Source organism: Ferroplasma sp., from assembly GCF_031200575.1.
GTDB lineage: Archaea > Thermoplasmatota > Thermoplasmata > Thermoplasmatales > Thermoplasmataceae > Ferroplasma.
The window spans coordinates 734,582-752,647 of record NZ_CP133597.1 but is presented as its reverse complement, the minus strand read 5'-3'; the positions used below and the strand labels follow the sequence as shown (position 1 = coordinate 752,647).

The following is an 18,066-nucleotide window of genomic DNA, read 5'->3' as shown; positions in this document are numbered from 1 at the left end:
TTATAAATTTATTGATTACAGGTGGGCACTGTGTATCAGTTTGGGAAGATAAACCCTAAATTCAAGACTGTACAACAAGGAAATAATTATATTATGCGGTTAAATGTTAGTTTGTGCCGGATGACATTTTGAAACAGTATTTTAGGAAGTACTATTCCACAAGCTCACTGGGTATACCAGATATGCTATTTCAGCGGGAGATCGGGTTTATCCCATTCAATGGCACAATGATAAGGCATAAAAAATTCTCCGGGCAGAAACCAATCGAAAGGTTTGTAAGGCAGTATGTGCCGAGGCATCTTTACTACTCCTCAGCATACTACAGGTTTCCTGACCAGCACAAAATGATGGAAAAGGAATGGCTTGGTGCTGAGCTCATATTTGACCTGGATGCAGACCACATAGAAGGGGCAAACAAAATGACATACATGGAAATCCTTGCAGAGGTCAAAAAACATACGATCAGACTGCTGGAAATGCTCATGAACGATTTTGGATTCGGCGAGAATAATATAAGACTTTACTTTTCTGGTGGCAGGGGTTACCATGTACATGTGGAGAGTGATAAAATTTACACAATGGATTCCGATTCAAGAAGGGATATTGGCGATTATATACGTATAGAGGGGCTCAATATAGAGGATCTAAAAATGCTTGACGACAGTTATTTCAATTACGGGATACTTGGAAGGTTCAACCGCTATATTGCCGATTTTTACAGCAATATAGATGAAAATTATGTCAAATCAGTTTTTGGCAAATCCTGGTGGAACTATATGAACTACCTTGAGAAATTCTACAATGGGGAGAAAATTATTGATTTTTTGAAAAAAGTTGAGGGAAATAAATTTAAATTGCTTATAAAAAAAAGCAATAGCAATGAAAATGCGTCGGTTGATTATGACCGAATAATGCTGGGAAAACTGCTTCAGGATTTCAAAAAAAATGCACTGGCTGAAATAGATGAGCCGGTTACAACTGATATTCACAGACTTATAAGATTCCCATTCAGTCTCCACGGAAAAACAGGATTGATGGTGAAGCCTGTGCAACTAGACAGCCTGAAATCGTTTAATCCCCTGAATGAGGCAATACCGGAGGTCTTTAAAAACAGTGAGATAAATATCAATATGAAAATCAACAAATTCTCAATATCCATGAATGGAGAAAATTATTCAATAGAGAAGGGAGAAAACCGGGTTCCACTTTATCTGGGAATATTCACATCTGCAATAAATGTTGCAGATTTTATACCGGAATAAATTTATCACTGGATCAGGTCCAGTTTTTTTAACCTAAGAAGGAAATCTTCCCTGTTTGTATCAAACAAAGATGTCAATTTTATTAGGTCATCCCCTTCTATGAGTTCTTTTGCACGATCCCTGAATGGCAGTATATCCTCTTTCTGCAATACCCCCTTTTCTCCGAGGTCTATTATGGTTTCCCATGCATTAAGCCTTATATATTGATTTGAGGATTTTAAAACATTGAATAGATATTTTTTATTATCCTCATAATCGGATTCAGTTAAAATTTTAGCGTCTGTCAGCATGGGTACCATATGCCATGCATCACTAACTATTCCCGGATTTTCACTTTTAAGGCTTTCAATAAATACATTTCTGTAGGGCCTGATATATGAGCTGTCAATATATCCACCTTTTATCAGGTCTACAGCGTTCCACCAGGCTGTAAGATCCCCACTCTGCACATAGGGTATCAGATATGATTTCCGTTTGTCTATGTCCTCCCTGGTTATGTATCCTGCATCTGCAAACCTTCTGGCGAGGACCCATGCATGTACCTTTACCATTTCATCAGTTGTTGTAAGAAGATCCAGGAATTGACCCTTATTTTCCACCACGTATTCCTTTGTCATAATATTATTGTCAATCAAAAAATCAACCTTATACCAGGCATCCAGCCTTGAAAATTTGTCCTCAAGCGACAGTGATTTTAAATAATACGATTTGTTATTCTCTATTGTATTGCTTACCATAAGTATTAATGTAGTATCAATATAAATATTTTATTGTAATATTCCTATTTATGAAAAGTATATAATATCAGTGAAAATTAAAGAAAAAAATAAAAATATAGAAACTAATTTAGATATATGCTGAAATATTTTTATTTTTTTACTATAATAGAATATTTATTACGAAATTAAGCATATATAGAATGAATTCAAATGATGGTATTAATAATCTAAAAAAGTCATACATATGAATAATAAAGCTTAAATATGACATATTAATCTAATATATGGTGACAAAAAAATGCCTAAACCATATGTAGCAATAAATGAGGTCGAGATGTTGAATAACGATACGACCATGCAGATGTTCCAGCAGGTGGGTCCAAAAGTATGCCAGGTAACTGCCAGGCATCCAGGTTTCGTTGGTTTCCAGAACCATATGCAATTCGGAATAATCCCCATGGGAACAAGATGGGGAGGCGGTTCAATGGATATGACCAAGATGGACACGATGAATGTTTACCAGTACACAATGTGGAAGAGCATAAAAGACCATGAAGATATGCACAGGGAAAATTTCTCATCCATATTCAGGCTATGTTCTTCCTGCCTTTCACAGGTAGTTTACGGACCATGGGAACCATTATATGAGATAGTGGATGCAAGCATGCCATTAAACACAGAAATGGCAGATTTCACAGTAATGTTCGGAAAAAAATTTGCAGCAGGAGACCCGTCCGGTGTACCTCCAATATCCATGCCATACGGGCAGAGAACCATTGCATTGTCAGAGCACACTGTAAAGAAGGGAAGTGAAAAGGAGTTCGAATCAACAATAGTTGAGGTTATGAAGGACTTCGAGAATGCCCCGGGATTCCTGGGATACATGATACTGAAGGAAGTTGGTGTATCGGCAGTAGGTTCATTCCAGCTTAAGTCAAAGGGTATACATGAATCATTAGAATCCGGCGGTGAGGTACCGACCCAGCAGGAAGGTTCATTCACATATGAGGAAGCAAAGCCCACACCACCAGAATACAGGGTGCACATGGAATGGGCAAGTCCCAATGATGCAATGTTCGGAATAGGAAGAGTGCTGTTTGCTCATCCTGCAAGGGAAATACACGACAAGGTTCTGGACACATTAATAAGGGGCCCATACATAAGATTATTGAATCCCATGATGGAAGGAACAACCTGGAGAGAGTATTTAAACTCCCCATAAACTAATTTTTTATTTTTTCTTATAGAATAAATATATGCGTTTTCAAATTTTCATGAAATGTTAAAGAATATTTAGTATGGATTTTTGCATTTATGTTTCATATACTTCCCATTAATACCTTAATTACAGGTAAATTTTCTATTTCTCCATGCCTCATTAATCCTTACAAGCATATATATAATATATTGTTTTATATAATTTAATCGAGAATATAATATGATAAAATTATATTTAAATATGGAACCATGATTTTTTAACCGGTTCACCCTTCAATTCTTCAATGAGTTCTTTTTCTCTGGATGATAGATGCTTGGGTACCTGAAGTTTCAAAACAACCAGCAGATCACCGCTTCCATGGGAAGTTAACCTGGGCATGCCGGCGCCTTTGATTCTTAATACGTCGTCAGGCTGGCTTCCAGCAGGGATGGTCAGATTGAATTTTTCCTTAAATAGAGGTATCTGTACAGTTCCCCCCAGTGCAGCTGTTGGAAAATCTATGGCCTCTTTAACATATAAATTATCGCCTGTACGTTTAATGTTTGGGTTCTGCTGGACATATACAACAGCATACAGGTCGCCGGTTACGCCGCCAAAGGAATTCCCAAGCTTCTGTGTTCTCAGCCTTGTATTTGTATCCACGCCTTTTGGTATTGTAATTGATATGTTTTCCATTTTAGGGATATAACCCTTGCCATTGCAGACCTTACATGGAGTTTTCGGTATTTTTCCCCGGCCATTACATGTACGGCATACAATAACCTGTACGAAATTAAAGAATCCCTGACCACGTGATATTCTTTCCTTTCCCGTGCCATGGCATGTTGGACATGTAACAAGGACTCCTCCTTCTGCCCCGGTGCCATTGCATGTTTCGCACATTGCATTCCTTTTAAACTTAACAGGTTTGGATGCACCGTAATAGGCATCCTCCAGGGTAACATTTACCTTAATGTATATGTCCAGATCCGGCTGCGTGTCATAACCGCCATAGAATCCACCGGAATTTCCACCACCGAAGCCACCGCCGAATATTTTGCTGAAGATATCGTTTATATCGTCAAAATGTGAGAAGTCTTCCCAGTTAAATCCAGAACCTCCTGATCCGCCTGCATCTCCGAATGTAGTGGAACCGGTAGCGTCATATTGTTGCCTTTTCTGTGGATCTGAAAGTACCTCGTATGCTTCTGCCACTTCCTTGAATTTCTGTTCAGCCTCCTTGCTACCAGCATTGACATCCGGATGGTATTTCTTTGCAAGTTCCCTGAACTTTGCCCTGATTTCATCCTGCGAAGCATTCCTGTCCACACCAAGGACACTATAGTAATCTGTTGCCATTTCCACTCATTGGTTTTCCTTATAATCTGTATTTACAGTATTGTCATCATTTCCCTGTTCTGCAGATCCCTGATTCTCAGTATTCTGTTCCTGTGATTCGCTGCCCTGTTCTCCCTGCTGTTGGGTTCCCTGATCCTGCTGTGCCTGTGCCATTTTCTGGTACACTGCCGTCATTTCCTTAGTAAGTGTTTCAGTTAGTTCCTTTACCTTGTCGACGTCTTTCTTTTCTACAGCATCCTTCAGATCTTTTATTAATTCCTTCATCTTGTCCTTTGTTTCACTGTCCAGTTTATCTCCTGCTTCGTTGATTGTTTTTTCTACAGTATATGCCAGAGATTCTCCGTTATTGAGTGTTTCTATATTTTCCTTTTCCTTCTTATCCTCTTCGGCATACTGTTCAGCCTCTTTTTTCATTTTTTCTATTTCTTCCTTGGATAGCTTATTGGAGGCGCTGATTGATATGCTCTGTGATTTTCCTGTTCCCTTATCCTTTGCTGATACATTCAGTATCCCATTTGCATCTATATCAAATGTTACCTCAATTTGTGGGACTCCCCTGGGAGCGGGTGCTATACCAGTAAGTGTAAAATTACCCAGGGAAACATCATCCTTAACAAGCGGTCTCTCGCCCTGGACTATGTGTATATCCACGGCGGTCTGCATATCTGCGGCAGTAGAGAATACCTGGGTTTTTTTGGTTGGGATTGTAGAGTTGGCAGATATCAGTGGAGTCATCACACCACCAACAGTTTCTATACCCAGGGTCAGTGGGGTTACATCTATAAGAACTATGTCCTTGATATCGCCCATAAGGACTCCACCCTGTATTGCAGCACCTGTGGCAACTGCCTGCATAGGGTCAACCCCGCCTTCAGCCTTTTTGCCGAAATAATCTTCAACATACTTTCTAACATAGGGCATTCTTGTTGGTCCACCAATGAGTATAATTTTATTTATGTCTCCCTTTGAAAGCTTTGCACCCTGAAGTGCCTTATCAAGTGATTCAGCAGATCTGGCAACGATAGGGGCAATTAATTCCTCGAGTTTTGCCCTGGTCAGCTTATATTCAAGATGCTTCGGGCCATCCTGTGTGGCAGTTATGTAAGGCAGGTTAATATCTGATTCCAGTACTGTTGATAATTCTATCTTAGCTTTTTCTGCGGCGTCTCTTAGCCTTATATATGCTGATTTGTCCTTTCTTAGGTCTATTCCCTCCTTTGACTTGAAATCATCTGCAAGGAAGTTCACTATGGCCTCATCCATATCACTTCCTCCAAGCTTTGTATCTCCGGATGTTGACATAACCTCGAATACACCCTGTCCGAAATCCATAACTGTTACATCCAGGGTTCCTCCGCCGAAATCATAGATAAGAATTTTTAATGTTTCATTCAATTTATCAATACCGTATGCCATGCAGGCTGCTGTTGGTTCGTTTATAATTCTTTTTACATTCAACCCTGCAATGGCCCCAGCATCTTTGGTGGCCTGCCTCTGATTATCGTTGAAATATGCAGGAACAGTTATAACCGCGTCATTGACGGGCTCTCCCAAAAAAGCCTCTGCATCCTTCTTAATTTTTTGCAGAATAAACGCAGATATCTGCTGTGGTGTGTATTCTTTACCGAATATTTTGTATTTAAAATCGGTTCCCATCTTTCTCTTAGCGCCGTATATTGTTCCCTCAGGATTCAGAAGTGCCTGTCTTCTGGCAGGTTCTCCAACCAGAAGCTGGCCATCCTTTGTAAACGCAACATAGCTCGGGAAAGATTTCCCGCCAAGTGAAACGCCCTCCGCTGCAGGGATAGATTCAGGCTTACCTGATATAACCACTGCTGCTGCTGAATTGCTTGTACCTAAATCAATGCCTATTATTTTACTCATTTTTTATCACCTTTTTGAAACAATTACCTTTGATGTCCGTATGACATCCCCATTTAGTGTATAACCTTTCTGAACCTCTTCAAGGATAGTTCCGTCCTCTCCCTGATCCAGAACTCCCACGGCCTCTTCTATATTGGGATCATATTTATTTCCCTTTGCCTCAATTACATTCAGACCGTGTGCCTGAAGTACCTTAAGGAGCTGGGATTTAACAGGTTCCAGTTTCGGGTCATGGGCTATACCTGCATCCAGGGTGTCAAGAACAGGCAGGAGTTCTTTGATAAGTTCACTGCTTGCATTTTTCCTTATGTTACTGATCTCTTTCTCCTTGTATTTAGAATAATTTTCCATTTCAGTTCTCTGACGTACATAGAGGTTTTTGTAATCATTGAGATCGGCCATGGTACTATTGTACAGATCTTTATATTTTTTCATTTCTTCCCTGTCCTTCATTTTATTTCTCTTCCTTACCTGTTCTATATCGAATTCAAGGGGCCTGCTATATTCTTTATGGTTCATCATAAGTATATTTGTTCTTCTATATAAATATTTTCTATATAAATATTTACTTTTTTGGTATTATTTATTAAGAGGTACGCCCATAAAATGTTCGTACCCCCTATTATTTACAGGATGCCATAACCCCTTATCATGCATTACATTTATCCCATTATATGTTTCGCCTATATTGTGAACCTCAATATGTTCAGCATCCATGGCGTGTATAAAGCCCTCAACATCCTCATTATCAACGGTGAACAGAAGTTCATAATCCCCACCGAATGAAAGTGTTATATCCTCAACTGAAAAACCAGAAATCCTGGAGGCTTCTTCAACAGAATGCGCCACAGGAATTTTTTCCATATAAATCCTGAATCCAGTCCCAAAATCCCTGTGCATCTGGTAAATGGACGCATAAATGCCGTCGGATAAGTCCATCATAAATTTTGCCCCGTTTTTGCTTATTTTCTGTGCTTCTGAGATTCTGGGCTCGATATCCAGCATTTGCCTGATTCCATATTCTTTATCTGTTCCGTACTTATAATAAATATAACCAGAACCGGCTGAACCTAGTGAATTGGTAACGAACAGTTGCTGGCCAGGTCCTATGTACGACCTTCTTCTTATAAGATCTGGTACCTGCCTGCCAACTATTGTTCCTGAGGCAGTGAAATCATCACCTTCCTTGGTGTCTCCACCCAGTATTATTCCGCCATACCTGGAAAGCTCGTATTTGGCCCCACGGTAAAATTCTTCCAGATACTTGATATCGTATTCAGGTGAAACGGAAATTGATATGAGCATGCCCTCGGGTATTCCCGCCATAGCAGCTATGTCACTCAGATTTATGGCTGCAAAGAATTTTCCTGCCAGAAAGGGAGGAGTTCCATCTGGAAGATGGGTTGCACGTGTAATAAGATCAGTTGATAAAAGAAGATCTGTATCACCACATTTCAACACCGCACAGTCATCTATATCACGATCTTTGCCTGCGAGTATGTCTATAATTTCCCGTTCCCCGAGGTTCATTAGCTTCAATGAATTTGTTATAAATCCTGGCAATTTAAAGTTTGTTATTGCCTCAGCAGCTGCCTATATGAATTGGTGCCATGAGCTTTCAGCTTAAGTGTTAAATTGGAAAATATTTATACATGATAGACATGCTCTATCATAGGTGATGAAATTTATCAATGAACTGGATAATCTAAGGGATGAGATTTACCTCAATTCAAAGAAGATACTGGAATTGCTGGAAAAAAGGAGAGAGCTGGCCGGGAAAATAGGCGAGATTAAGAATTCCGAAAACATGGATATAAGGAATAGGGCTAGGGAAATAGATATACTGAAAACGCTTTCCCGGGACCCTTTCGAGGAATTCGTACTCAATGTTCTTTTCGAATTTTCCATACATTATGAGAAGAGAGGGACTGCGCAGGATATTAAATTTAATTATTCTGATTATGGAAATGGATTAAAGTACATAAAATACAGCGGCAACCACAGTAATCTTATTTTTCTCCTTTCAAAGATACTGAACCCGGGGTCCATAATAAAATGCATGGATGTAGTCATATCCAATATGATGGCACAGGCAGGGCACCACATTGTAGATTATATTGAAAAGCCAGACATAGTAATTAACCTCAATAGCGGGATTCCACAGGATATTGAAATAGCAACGGATTATATTTTGATATCAGAAAGATTTATGATAAATATAAACAGCATATACAAAATTGTAATCGAGTGATATGAGAATTCTTATAATAGGGTATGAGGGAAGACTTGGTAAAACACTGATGCAGATTTTTCCAGGTTCGGCAGGCGTCGATAGGGATAATATGGATAATCTAGAACAGGAACTTGGTAGGGCCCAAGTTGCCTTTCTCGCTGTACCACTGAAGGCAACTCTTGATATTATAAATATGTATCCAGACTACGGTGGATTTGTTGACCTGACATCTGTGAAATCCCCACTTAAGGCATTCTCTAAAAAAATAACAAGTATGCACCCCATGTTTGGCCCATCATCCTATATGACAAACAGAGACATAATCTTTATAAATGATATATCTCCGGCTGGATCGCTGGAGGCGATGTGTGATTTGTTTACAGGATATAACATGATATCGGTAACCGCTGATGAGCACGATAAACTTATGGCTGAGCTGCTGGTGAAACCGTATATACTATCATATATTGCAGATTCCCAAGAAATGAAGATGGAAACAAGTTCTCATAAAAAATTGCTTGAACTATCAGGAATAAAATATGCTGAAAATCAGGATATAATGCTGGATACTATAAAATTTAATAAAAATACACAGTCCATAATAGAGGAAGTAGAGGAAAAACTGCGCAATATTAAAAAGTTAATAGGTAATGGAAGATGATGATAGTCTTTTTAACAGGGCATCGTAATCCCCCTGGAAAAACATTCTGTCCTCAAGCTCGACCTGATACCTGTATTCCTCAAGATCAAGGGAATTATAATAATCAGCAAGCTTTGTAAAATCATGATCCAGGGAACCCTGAACTATGAGGTCCAGCAATTCCCTGTCATAACTATCATTATGCACTCCCCTCTCCCTGTTTCCACCTGTTGGATAGGAAAGCACAGGATAACGGGAACCAAGCTGTATTAGCAGCATTGCCAGTGAATACAGTCTTGGGGGTCTGTAAAGGCCTTTCTTCCAGAGCCTTTCAACAAGTGTGTTTTTCTGTATGTTCATTGGATTTATTGATATATCAGTTGAATATGGTGCCACAATTTCCACGGACTTTATTATATCTTCGATGGCCATTTTTTCCGAAATAAATGGTGGCTTGAACAGGAGGTATGTTCGCAACTCTATTTTTTCCCTGTTAAGAATTGTTGCAGCATCTATGAATTTTTTCAGCGTGCTTCCCTTATTTACGGAATATTTCATTATATAATCGTCGGCGCTTTCAAGACCTATGGCAATACGGAGATCCATTCCTGCCTTTTTGAATGGTTCAAGGGTTTCCGGCCTGATATATTCAGTTCTGGACTCCACAAGCAGTTTATCAACCTTATTCTTCATCCTTTCGATGAAATAATCCCTAACAGGGGGATGAACCTCATTAGGATCAAGAAAGCTTCCTGAGGTAAAAATTTTTAAGACCCTGGTATCCTCCAGTGAATCATACAGTGTATCTATCTGATGCATCAGATTTTCGTCCACAATCTCTGGGGATGTATCATTGAAATACCCACACATGGAGCATGCAGTAAATTTATACCATGCACAGCCGGTAGTCCTGAAGATACACACAACTGTCTTCTCCGGATACCCTCTCAGTCTATCAAGCTCCTTCCATATGGACACCGGTTTGTTAACATCGTTTTTCCGGTTATTCTCATGCATAAGACCTTTAATGTAAAGTGAATAATCTCTTACTACCATCCTATATAATATTGATAATACGTATATGAGTGTTATTATGATATTATAACTAAAGCGGTGTTTTAAAGACCAATGTAAAAAATTATATATTATCTTAAAATGAACCTAGAAGGGCTCGTAGTCTAGTGGTATGATGTCTCCCTGACACGGAGAAGGTCACCGGTCCGAATCCGGTCGGGCCCATTTTATGGATTGGCATTGTGTGGATAGATATTCCATGGATTTTTATTGCTTATAAAATATGGGAGATTTATTTTATCTGGCACATTCATCTTTAAATTTATTCATGAAGATGCATGGGTCACCGGAGCTATGGTAACAGGGGTGAATTTATATTTCGGTGTTCCAGTTTCATCGTCCAGTTCTGCGTCCACAACATAGTTTATGTCAGCATTATGCATATATGAAAATACAACTCCTGGGATCACATCTTCTGTAATTCTTGCTGATATTTCAAGCTGCCCAACCCGGGATTTCAAAAGTACCATGGAACCGTCACTCACGCCGTATTTTTTTGCATCGACAGGATTTATCCACAATGTAGGGACATACTTCTGCATACCCGGAATCCTGTTTATGACCTCGTCTGTGTTATACCTTGTAACAGTTCTTCCGGTAGAGAGTATAAGATCACTGCTTTCTTCCTTTGCAACAACAGGAATGAATTTTGCCTTTCCATCAGGAAGTGAGAACTTTTCACTGTACAGATGGAGTTCTCCATGTGGATATCTTGAATTTTTGGAGTAATCCTTTACATCATTAATATCTACCCCGGAATATATTTTGGAAACTTTTTTCATTTCTTCAAAGTTTGCTTCAGGGGAGGAATCAAAGGAAAAACCAGCTTTTTTGGCTATTCTTGCAATAATTTCACCGTCGGGCAATGCCTCACCAGGAGGATCAACTGCCTTGAATCTCCATTTCACAAGCCTGTCAAGGCTCGTAACCGAACCATCCTTTTCTGCCCATGCTGCGGCAGGGAATACTATATGGGCGTAATCTGTATTCTCTGTCATGAATATATCCTGGACGACAACCAGTTCCAGGGATTTAAGAAATTTCTCTATTCTAGCCTTATCTGGCAGGCTTCTTACGGGATTGTAGCCCATGAGAAACAGTGCCTTTATCTTTCCGTCATTTCCATAAAATGCCTCAGGTATATTTGTCCCCTTGCAAACAGGTGGCCTGAATCCCCATACTTTGGATAATTCCTCGCTATTTGCCTCATTCAATGGCCCGTTTGGGAACGTATCAGGTTTTATCAGGTCGCCGGAACTTTGAACGTTTGTCTGCCCCCTGTAAACTATAATCCCGGTTCCCTCCCTTCCAATGTTGCCGGTTAACAGCACAAGGTCTATATATGATTTTATACCCTTTGTGCCAGTTGACTGCGTCAGACCCAGGCCCCATGAAAAAATGGTCTTCCCACCAGAAACAAGGTCGGCAAATTGCCTTATGGTTTCTTTCGGGATTCCTGTTTTCTCCTCTGCAAGTTCAAGGGTATAGGATGAAACTGCAGCCTTATAGGATTCAAAATCATCTGTCCTTGCATTTATAAAATCATTGTTGATAAGGTTGTTCTGTATGAGGTAGTTCCCAACTGCATTGAAAAGGAAGATATCTGTCCGTGGTTTTATTTTTATATGTACGTCTGCAAAAACGTCAGTCCTAGTAGTTCTTGGGTCTATTACTATAATCCTGGCACCATTTTGCTTTGCCTCAACAAAATACTGTGATAGCACCGGATGGCTATCCGTAATCGATTCTCCGGCGATAACTATTACATCTGCCTTTGGGATTTCAGTTACAGATGTTGCACCTGCCCCTATTCCAACCATTTCCTTGAGTGCCTTTGCTGATGGGTCGTGGCAAACCCTGGCACAGGAATCCACATTGTTCGTCCCCAGGGCCCTTCCAAGTTTCTGGAACAGGTAAACTTCTTCAAGGGTATTCTGGCAACCCCCATAAAATGCCACTGAATCTGGGCCATACTTTGCCTGTATTTCTTTTATTTTTTTCACAACCAGATCTAATGCACTATCCCAGTCGGTTCTCTCCAGGTTGCCTTTATTTCTCACCAGCGGATAATAAATTCTGTCCCACATGGTTAGAGCTTCATGTGCCGCTGCTCCCTTACCGCATATATGGCCATGGCTAACCACATGTTCTGAAACAGGTTTTACAGCTGTAATGATGTGATTAACAGGTAACAACTCTAATCCGCATCCCACACCGCAAAAAGGGCATATAGATTTCATACTTAATTCAAACAACATCCATATTTAACCCTATACATTTTAATGAATATATTGAATAATTAATTCCAAGAGTATCTGGAATCAGAGGCGGCAGGTATCACGTTTTAGGTTCTCCACAACAGTACTTTGTCTTCCATGATTTATTACCCAGCATTGCCACATCATTATTCTATATTTTTATATTGAATGGTTGTTAATAGACATGTACAGTATTTTCAAGTATCAGTGTTCTGTACTGTTTGTACTAATTTTTTATTAATATCTCTGTATAATATATCTTAATCATACGTTTTAATTAACATGAGAATAATAAAAACATGGTGAATAAATGAACAAAAAATTATTAGTATTAATGGTTGTGCCTATTCTTGTGGCTATGGGAGGAACATTCGCTTTCTCTGCATTCTCCGGGAGTTCGAGCATAGCTGTTAACGGAACGGCAGGACATTTGGACTGGCAGAACAATGTTCATCTTGTTGGAACAAATGCAAACAACACTGTAATAACCGTGCAGGGACCTAACGGAATTACAACAACAATAGGACAGGGGGCTGATGTCCATAATAGCAACGGGAATTATAATCTGAACCTTGGAACAGCAAGCTATACAACAGCAACAAGCGGTGACGAATATGTTATAAATGTAACCAATTTTGCCCCAGGCGAATACGTTATACTAAAAGCTGTGATAACCAACACTGGAACTGTAGGAATCATAGTTACAGACCCACCAAGCCCACCACCTCCACCTCCACCCACATTAATGAATACAACACCTCCAAGCCACACGATGCCATCTACAGGAGTTTCAATGTATTCTTATAACAACACAACATCATCTGACAAACAGTATAACCCGAATGGACAGCCCATAACTGCTACCGGCGTATCTGAGACAAACTTCATGAGCGCCTTGAAGATGGATACTGGCTATGTATATAATGTGACTGAGGGAACAGGATTCGGAACATCTCTTAGCCCCGGTGGTACGGCAACAATGTATATATACTTGGGATTGGGGAATTCAAATGGAAAGGATGTCAACTATTACCAGGGATCAGATATTTCATTGAATATAGACCTGAATGTAATGTCTGATCCGTAAATTCTTTTTATATTTAAATTAACCTTATTTCTTTTACGATAATATATAAATGTCCCTTATAAATTATTTTATTAATAAAGATTCAATCTCTGATTTGACATTAAGGGTCTTTGCTGATAGTTCTTGGCAGATCATGGCACATGAATCCACATTATTTGCGCCCATTACCCTTCCAAGTTTCTAAAGCAGATTTTACCGCAATAATTATGTTATAAATCGGTAATAATATTCTGCATGATAATATTCCAGGTTAACAGAATTAGCACCAGATAATTACAGTATCTTTATTCCATACATTTTGTATTAATTATTTGTAAATATCTGTATTCCAGATAAAAGTATCCCACTTTTTAATTATTAATAAATAAATAGAATAATTAAGAATGGTGTATTTATGAATAAAAAGATATTGGTATTAATGGTTGTTCCGATTCTTGTGGCCATGGGAGGAACATTCGCTTTCTCTGCATTCTCAGGAAGTTCAAGTGTTGATGTTAATGGAACTGCCGGGCATATAGGCTGGCAGAACACGATTTATCTTGTAGGAACCAATGCAAGTAACACTGTTATCACAGTAGAGGGAGCCAATGGAGTTAAGAACATGGTAGGACAGACCTCGGAGAACTATAATGCCAGTGGGAATTACAGTATAAATCTTGGTACAGATACATATAACGCGGCTTTAAGTGGGGGTGAATACACCTTAAATATATCAAATTTGGCACCCAATGAATATGTTATATTAAAATCAGTCGTGAAGAATACCGGGACAGTAGGGATTATAGTTACTGGATCCTCAACCGGGCCCGTATCTATGAATTCATGTCCAAATACAAATAATTGGTGGTACAACAATTCGATGAACGGGAATTGTTGCGGAATGCAGGGTAATTACGGCAACGGATGGAGCGGCAATTCCGGGTATAATAATAATGGAATTACGCCGTGGTGGGGAATGCCCAGCTGTTGGAGTGGAAATAATAATAACCAATTCATGTCACATAATGTCCCGAGAAATGCATTCATGAAGGATCTTTACATGGATAATGGATATGTATACAACGTAACTGAGGCAAATGGGTTCGGAACATCACTCAGCCCGGGCGGCACAGCAACTATGTACATATATCTTGGACTGGGAGATTCAAATGGAAAGGATGTTAACTGCTGCCAGGAATCATCTGTTTCAATAAATATAGACCTGAATGTTGTATCTGACCCTTAAATTTTATTCTTAAATTAACCTTATTTCACTGACTCTAGGAAGCAGGTTTTTCTTATACATTATATTATAGAAAAATTCCAGCCCGGATTTGACATCATCAAGTGATACATTATATTCTTTTACATCTGCGCCTATTGTGCCCTTGATTACTTCGAGGCTTATATCTGAATTCTGGACCTCCCTCATGATCTTTACATCCACAGGCAGTATCTCATCCATATGTGACTCTGCATATTTTTTGCTCCTGTTGTATAAATTCTTGAACTTCAAAGCGTATTCCTCTCCTATCTCTGAGTTTATCACCACCGTTCCCATGGGCATGGGCTTATTTCCTGAGAGTTCTTTCCACATATCCCACATACTGGCCAGCCGGTGAGGCTCAACCCCCATTTTCCTTAGATCGTACATTGCCTTCAGTTCATGCACTGCAACCATAACCCCTCCCTCCTGAACCATTGCATTTACCTCATCAAGGACCCTGTGGACCACTACAAGTTTTTTATATCTGCCTATGAGCAATTTATAAAGATTGAAGGCGGTAGTATTTAAACCATGTACAATAATCTTTGAATCCATGATTTCATCCATATTCATATCTTTCATAGCCAGTACTGGCATCCCTGTTATTCCATCCACTGCCGAGGCGACTGCTGTTGAGAGGATGAAATAATCCCTCTGTATGTACGGATACAGTGCAGCTGAGGGCACGGAGATATCGACCTCTTTTTTAACAATTTTATCATTGACCTCCTGAACTGTAGGTATGAACTCAAATTCCAGTTTGAAATCATCGCTTTTCACCTTCCCTTCTATCATGGGTATAAATGGGTAAAGATCACCTGAATCTGCCAGAGCGCCTATACGTATAGTTTTCATAGATGAACATCTAGAAATATTATTTAAACAATTTTAAAAAATTATTTGAAGTAACATGAATTATTATCAAGTACCTGGTGATAACCGGACTATAATCCAGCTCCAATAAATCATCCGCATGATTTTTATATTTAATCGGATTATATATTTATGTTAAAAATAGCATTAACCCAGCTGAGGCCGGTTGCAGATAAGGACATCAGCCTCAGAAATATAGAGTATTATTCCGGCATTGCAGCCTCCAATTCTTCAGAGCTTATTGTATTCCCTGAGTATTATATGTTTTATTCACCGTACAGGGACGCGGTTATAAAGAACTCAGAGTCACTGAACGGCAATTATGTGAGAAGGCTTAAGGAAATCTCACAGAACAACAGGATCAGCATTATTGCTGGAATTAATGAGGTTTATGACGGGAACTATTACGACACAGCTGTATTCATACAGGATGGTGAGCTATCTAATTACTACAGAAAATCCCATTTATACGATGCTTTCGGATACAAGGAATCAGATATTTATACCTATGGGAACGGGCCATTTAAAATCTCGAGAGTGGGAGGCGTTAATTTCGGAATGTTAATCTGTTACGACATAAGGTTCCCTGAGGTTTTCAGGAATTATTCCATGAACGATGCAGATATAATTATACTTATCTCTGCATGGTTTGCAGGAACTATGAAAGAGGAGCAGTGGCTCTCTCTTGTTTCTGTTCGGGCTCTTGAGAACACAGTTTATCTTGCTACATCCAATATGGTCGGTGGGGGATTCACAGGGATATCTTCATTTACAGATCCTATAGGTGCTATCAGGGCCCGCGCTGCAGAGGATGAAGATATTGTATATGCCACGGTTGACCTTGAAAGAATTGCGGCTGTAAGGAAAAAAATGCCTGTTCTCAGGCAGAGAAGGCCTGAGCTTTATAAACTGTGACATACATGAGATATGTAATAATGAGGAGGGAAATTTCCAAATACCTGGTTTCAAAAATATCATGCGATCATCTATTTAAAAAGATAGAGGGCCTTGAAGACCAGGAAATCGTTCTTGATTTCCTTCTTGTATACTATGTGAGCAATGAATTCATTGATGCATATATAGCCAACCGGGCAATGTCCACAAAAATAATAATTGAAAAAAATATGCCAATGACCATGAAAAAACTACTGGATAATGCCTTTCTTAACTAATATGCCAGTTTTGAATCCGCAATGTGTGCAGCTACCATCTGGATTCAAACCTATAATTTCTGAGTTGAAGAGCTGCCTTTTAATCAGGAGCGCCCCGCATTCAGGGCAGTATGTATTTTCATAGTTCTGTTCCCTAACATTGCCAAGGTAAACATAATGCATGCCCATGTGCCTTGCAATGTCATAATGTTTTTTCAGTGTATCAAATGGGGTTGCAGGCAGGGACAGTTTATAATCCGGATGGTATCGCAAAAAGCTTATTGGAGTATATTCACCGCCTATGTCCTTTATTTTTGAAATCATTTTTTCTGCATCTTCAGTATTGTCCCCTATCTGGGGGATAACCAGGTCTGTTATTTCAGTGTGTATGCCATAATCCATGGAAGATTTTATAGTTTTATAAATTAAATCAGGGTGCAGTACAGATATGTATCTATTATAGAATTTTTCATCAGCATTTCCCTTGAAATCAACAGTCATGGCATCCAGGAATTCAGATGCCATTTGCATGGATTCTGGTGTTTCATAACCATTTGTCACGAATATATTGAAGATCCCATACCTGTGTGCCAGAATTCCCACATCACGGGCAAATTCCATAAAAATAGTGGGTTCATTATATGTATACGCTATGCCGTCCACATGCAATTTTCTTGCCTCTTTTACTATTTTCTCCGGAGTCATATATTCGCCTACAACAGTTTTTCTCTGGCTCATTTCGTAATTCTGGCAGTATTTGCAGGCGAAGTTACATCCAGATGTCCCAAAGGAAAGGATTCTGGAACCGGGATACATATGCAAAACAGGCTTCTTTTCTATAGGGTCTATGTTGTATCCAAAGGGATAATTGTAAACGTCGAGGTTTAAAACACCATTCCTGTATGTTCTTACCCCACAGAAGCCACTCTGACCCTCCTTTAAGTAACAGTATCTCTCACAGGCTGTGCACCTTATTCTGTCACCACTTCTTTCATATAAGCTGGCTTCCATATATATTTAATCGCATTCCTAATATATATACTATATCAAGTTCAGGTTCTCTGGCAATTACATATTCCTGG

At 39.3% G+C, this 18,066-nt stretch carries 17 protein-coding genes and 1 tRNA gene; 9 read left to right on the top strand and 9 right to left on the bottom strand.

Annotated features, from left to right (window positions below; translation table 11 throughout):
- Positions 1-113 precede the first annotated feature (113 nt).
- Positions 114-1,262 carry a DNA primase catalytic subunit PriS gene (gene priS, locus RE471_RS04200; RefSeq protein ID WP_309215539.1) on the top strand — a complete coding sequence of 383 codons (1,149 nt, stop codon included), beginning with the start codon at positions 114-116 and terminating at the stop codon, positions 1,260-1,262.
- A 5-nt stretch (positions 1,263-1,267) separates the two neighbouring features.
- Here the strand turns inward: priS and RE471_RS04195 are convergent, their stop codons facing one another.
- A complete protein-coding gene (locus RE471_RS04195) occupies positions 1,268-1,999 on the bottom strand; it encodes a hypothetical protein (RefSeq protein WP_309215538.1) in 732 nt (243 codons plus the stop codon).
- A 280-nt stretch (positions 2,000-2,279) separates the two neighbouring features.
- Between RE471_RS04195 and RE471_RS04190 the strand changes: the two genes are divergently transcribed.
- Positions 2,280-3,203 carry a sulfur oxygenase reductase family protein gene (locus tag RE471_RS04190; protein ID WP_309215537.1) on the top strand — a complete coding sequence of 308 codons (924 nt, stop codon included), beginning with the start codon at positions 2,280-2,282 and terminating at the stop codon, positions 3,201-3,203.
- A gap of 231 nt (positions 3,204-3,434) precedes the next feature.
- Here RE471_RS04190 and dnaJ read toward each other — a convergent pair whose 3' ends face one another.
- Genes dnaJ through RE471_RS04170 form a run of 4 tightly spaced genes read right to left on the bottom strand, consistent with a single transcriptional unit; the run spans position 3,435 to position 7,952 of the window.
- A complete protein-coding gene (gene dnaJ / locus RE471_RS04185) occupies positions 3,435-4,538 on the bottom strand; it encodes a molecular chaperone DnaJ (RefSeq protein ID WP_309215536.1) in 1,104 nt (367 codons plus the stop codon).
- Positions 4,539-4,544: 6 nt separating this feature from the next.
- A complete protein-coding gene (gene dnaK / locus RE471_RS04180; RefSeq protein WP_309215535.1) occupies positions 4,545-6,422 on the bottom strand; it encodes a molecular chaperone DnaK in 1,878 nt (625 codons plus the stop codon).
- Positions 6,423-6,428: 6 nt separating this feature from the next.
- On the bottom strand, positions 6,429-6,941 hold the full coding sequence (locus RE471_RS04175; RefSeq protein ID WP_309215534.1) for a nucleotide exchange factor GrpE: 513 nt from the start codon (positions 6,939-6,941) through the stop codon (positions 6,429-6,431).
- 60 nt (positions 6,942-7,001) lie between these two features.
- A complete protein-coding gene (locus RE471_RS04170) occupies positions 7,002-7,952 on the bottom strand; it encodes a thiamine-phosphate kinase (protein WP_309215737.1) in 951 nt (316 codons plus the stop codon).
- Positions 7,953-8,100: 148 nt separating this feature from the next.
- Between RE471_RS04170 and RE471_RS04165 the strand changes: the two genes are divergently transcribed.
- Positions 8,101-8,673, top strand: a complete 573-nt coding sequence (locus RE471_RS04165; protein WP_309215533.1) for a chorismate mutase — start codon at positions 8,101-8,103, stop codon at positions 8,671-8,673.
- Between the two features lies 1 nt (position 8,674).
- Positions 8,675-9,316 (top strand): hypothetical protein, encoded by a 642-nt coding sequence (locus RE471_RS04160; RefSeq protein WP_309215532.1) that lies wholly within the window; start codon positions 8,675-8,677, stop codon positions 9,314-9,316.
- On the opposite strand, the gene RE471_RS04155 is transcribed toward RE471_RS04160, so the two are convergent.
- A complete protein-coding gene (locus tag RE471_RS04155; RefSeq protein WP_309215530.1) occupies positions 9,296-10,351 on the bottom strand; it encodes an archaeosine biosynthesis radical SAM protein RaSEA in 1,056 nt (351 codons plus the stop codon). The genes RE471_RS04160 and RE471_RS04155 overlap by 21 nt on opposite strands.
- 111 nt (positions 10,352-10,462) lie before the next feature.
- Between RE471_RS04155 and RE471_RS04150 the strand changes: the two genes are divergently transcribed.
- Positions 10,463-10,534 (top strand) — tRNA-Val (locus RE471_RS04150).
- 101 nt (positions 10,535-10,635) lie between these two features.
- Here the strand turns inward: RE471_RS04150 and fdhF are convergent.
- Entirely contained in the window at positions 10,636-12,609 is a 1,974-nt protein-coding gene (fdhF, locus tag RE471_RS04145) for a formate dehydrogenase subunit alpha (RefSeq protein ID WP_309215529.1), read from the bottom strand.
- 328 nt (positions 12,610-12,937) lie between these two features.
- Here fdhF and RE471_RS04140 point away from each other — a divergent pair, with 328 nt between their 5' ends.
- Together RE471_RS04140 and RE471_RS04135 are read left to right on the top strand one after the other, a co-directional pair.
- Positions 12,938-13,714 carry a hypothetical protein gene (locus RE471_RS04140; RefSeq protein WP_309215528.1) on the top strand — a complete coding sequence of 259 codons (777 nt, stop codon included), beginning with the start codon at positions 12,938-12,940 and terminating at the stop codon, positions 13,712-13,714.
- Positions 13,715-14,108: 394 nt separating this feature from the next.
- Positions 14,109-14,939, top strand: coding sequence for a hypothetical protein (locus tag RE471_RS04135; RefSeq protein WP_309215527.1), 831 nt, complete (start codon positions 14,109-14,111; stop codon positions 14,937-14,939).
- A 9-nt stretch (positions 14,940-14,948) separates the two neighbouring features.
- Here the strand turns inward: RE471_RS04135 and RE471_RS04130 are convergent, their stop codons facing one another.
- Positions 14,949-15,815 carry an MqnA/MqnD/SBP family protein gene (locus RE471_RS04130; protein ID WP_309215526.1) on the bottom strand — a complete coding sequence of 289 codons (867 nt, stop codon included), beginning with the start codon at positions 15,813-15,815 and terminating at the stop codon, positions 14,949-14,951.
- A gap of 150 nt (positions 15,816-15,965) precedes the next feature.
- On the opposite strand from RE471_RS04130, the gene RE471_RS04125 reads away from it, so the two are divergent.
- Both RE471_RS04125 and RE471_RS04120 read left to right on the top strand, forming a co-directional pair.
- Positions 15,966-16,748 carry a carbon-nitrogen hydrolase family protein gene (locus RE471_RS04125; RefSeq protein WP_309215525.1) on the top strand — a complete coding sequence of 261 codons (783 nt, stop codon included), beginning with the start codon at positions 15,966-15,968 and terminating at the stop codon, positions 16,746-16,748.
- A 5-nt stretch (positions 16,749-16,753) separates the two neighbouring features.
- Positions 16,754-17,005: a hypothetical protein gene (locus RE471_RS04120; protein WP_309215524.1), complete on the top strand. Its 252-nt coding sequence runs from the start codon at positions 16,754-16,756 to the stop codon at positions 17,003-17,005.
- Here RE471_RS04120 and amrS read toward each other — a convergent pair.
- A complete protein-coding gene (gene amrS, locus RE471_RS04115) occupies positions 16,979-17,995 on the bottom strand; it encodes an AmmeMemoRadiSam system radical SAM enzyme (protein ID WP_309215523.1) in 1,017 nt (338 codons plus the stop codon). The genes RE471_RS04120 and amrS overlap by 27 nt on opposite strands.
- Positions 17,996-18,066: the final 71 nt, after the last annotated feature.

What these genes read in the sequence shown, in the direction of transcription:
- dnaK (WP_309215535.1), bottom strand. Translation starts at nt 6,422, where the DNA reads ATGAGTAAAATAATAGGCATTGATTTAGGTACAAGCAATTCAGCAGCA.
- RE471_RS04165 (WP_309215533.1), top strand. Translation starts at nt 8,101, where the DNA reads ATGAAATTTATCAATGAACTGGATAATCTAAGGGATGAGATTTACCTC.
- RE471_RS04170 (WP_309215737.1), bottom strand. Translation starts at nt 7,952, where the DNA reads ATGAACCTCGGGGAACGGGAAATTATAGACATACTCGCAGGCAAAGAT.
- RE471_RS04120 (WP_309215524.1), top strand. Translation starts at nt 16,754, where the DNA reads ATGAGATATGTAATAATGAGGAGGGAAATTTCCAAATACCTGGTTTCA.
- RE471_RS04155 (WP_309215530.1), bottom strand. Translation starts at nt 10,351, where the DNA reads ATGGTAGTAAGAGATTATTCACTTTACATTAAAGGTCTTATGCATGAG.
- RE471_RS04135 (WP_309215527.1), top strand. Translation starts at nt 14,109, where the DNA reads ATGAATAAAAAGATATTGGTATTAATGGTTGTTCCGATTCTTGTGGCC.
- dnaJ (WP_309215536.1), bottom strand. Translation starts at nt 4,538, where the DNA reads ATGGCAACAGATTACTATAGTGTCCTTGGTGTGGACAGGAATGCTTCG.
- RE471_RS04160 (WP_309215532.1), top strand. Translation starts at nt 8,675, where the DNA reads ATGAGAATTCTTATAATAGGGTATGAGGGAAGACTTGGTAAAACACTG.
- amrS (WP_309215523.1), bottom strand. Translation starts at nt 17,995, where the DNA reads ATGGAAGCCAGCTTATATGAAAGAAGTGGTGACAGAATAAGGTGCACA.
- RE471_RS04175 (WP_309215534.1), bottom strand. Translation starts at nt 6,941, where the DNA reads ATGAACCATAAAGAATATAGCAGGCCCCTTGAATTCGATATAGAACAG.
- RE471_RS04195 (WP_309215538.1), bottom strand. Translation starts at nt 1,999, where the DNA reads ATGGTAAGCAATACAATAGAGAATAACAAATCGTATTATTTAAAATCA.
- RE471_RS04190 (WP_309215537.1), top strand. Translation starts at nt 2,280, where the DNA reads ATGCCTAAACCATATGTAGCAATAAATGAGGTCGAGATGTTGAATAAC.
- RE471_RS04140 (WP_309215528.1), top strand. Translation starts at nt 12,938, where the DNA reads ATGAACAAAAAATTATTAGTATTAATGGTTGTGCCTATTCTTGTGGCT.
- RE471_RS04125 (WP_309215525.1), top strand. Translation starts at nt 15,966, where the DNA reads ATGTTAAAAATAGCATTAACCCAGCTGAGGCCGGTTGCAGATAAGGAC.
- fdhF (WP_309215529.1), bottom strand. Translation starts at nt 12,609, where the DNA reads ATGAAATCTATATGCCCTTTTTGCGGTGTGGGATGCGGATTAGAGTTG.
- RE471_RS04130 (WP_309215526.1), bottom strand. Translation starts at nt 15,815, where the DNA reads ATGAAAACTATACGTATAGGCGCTCTGGCAGATTCAGGTGATCTTTAC.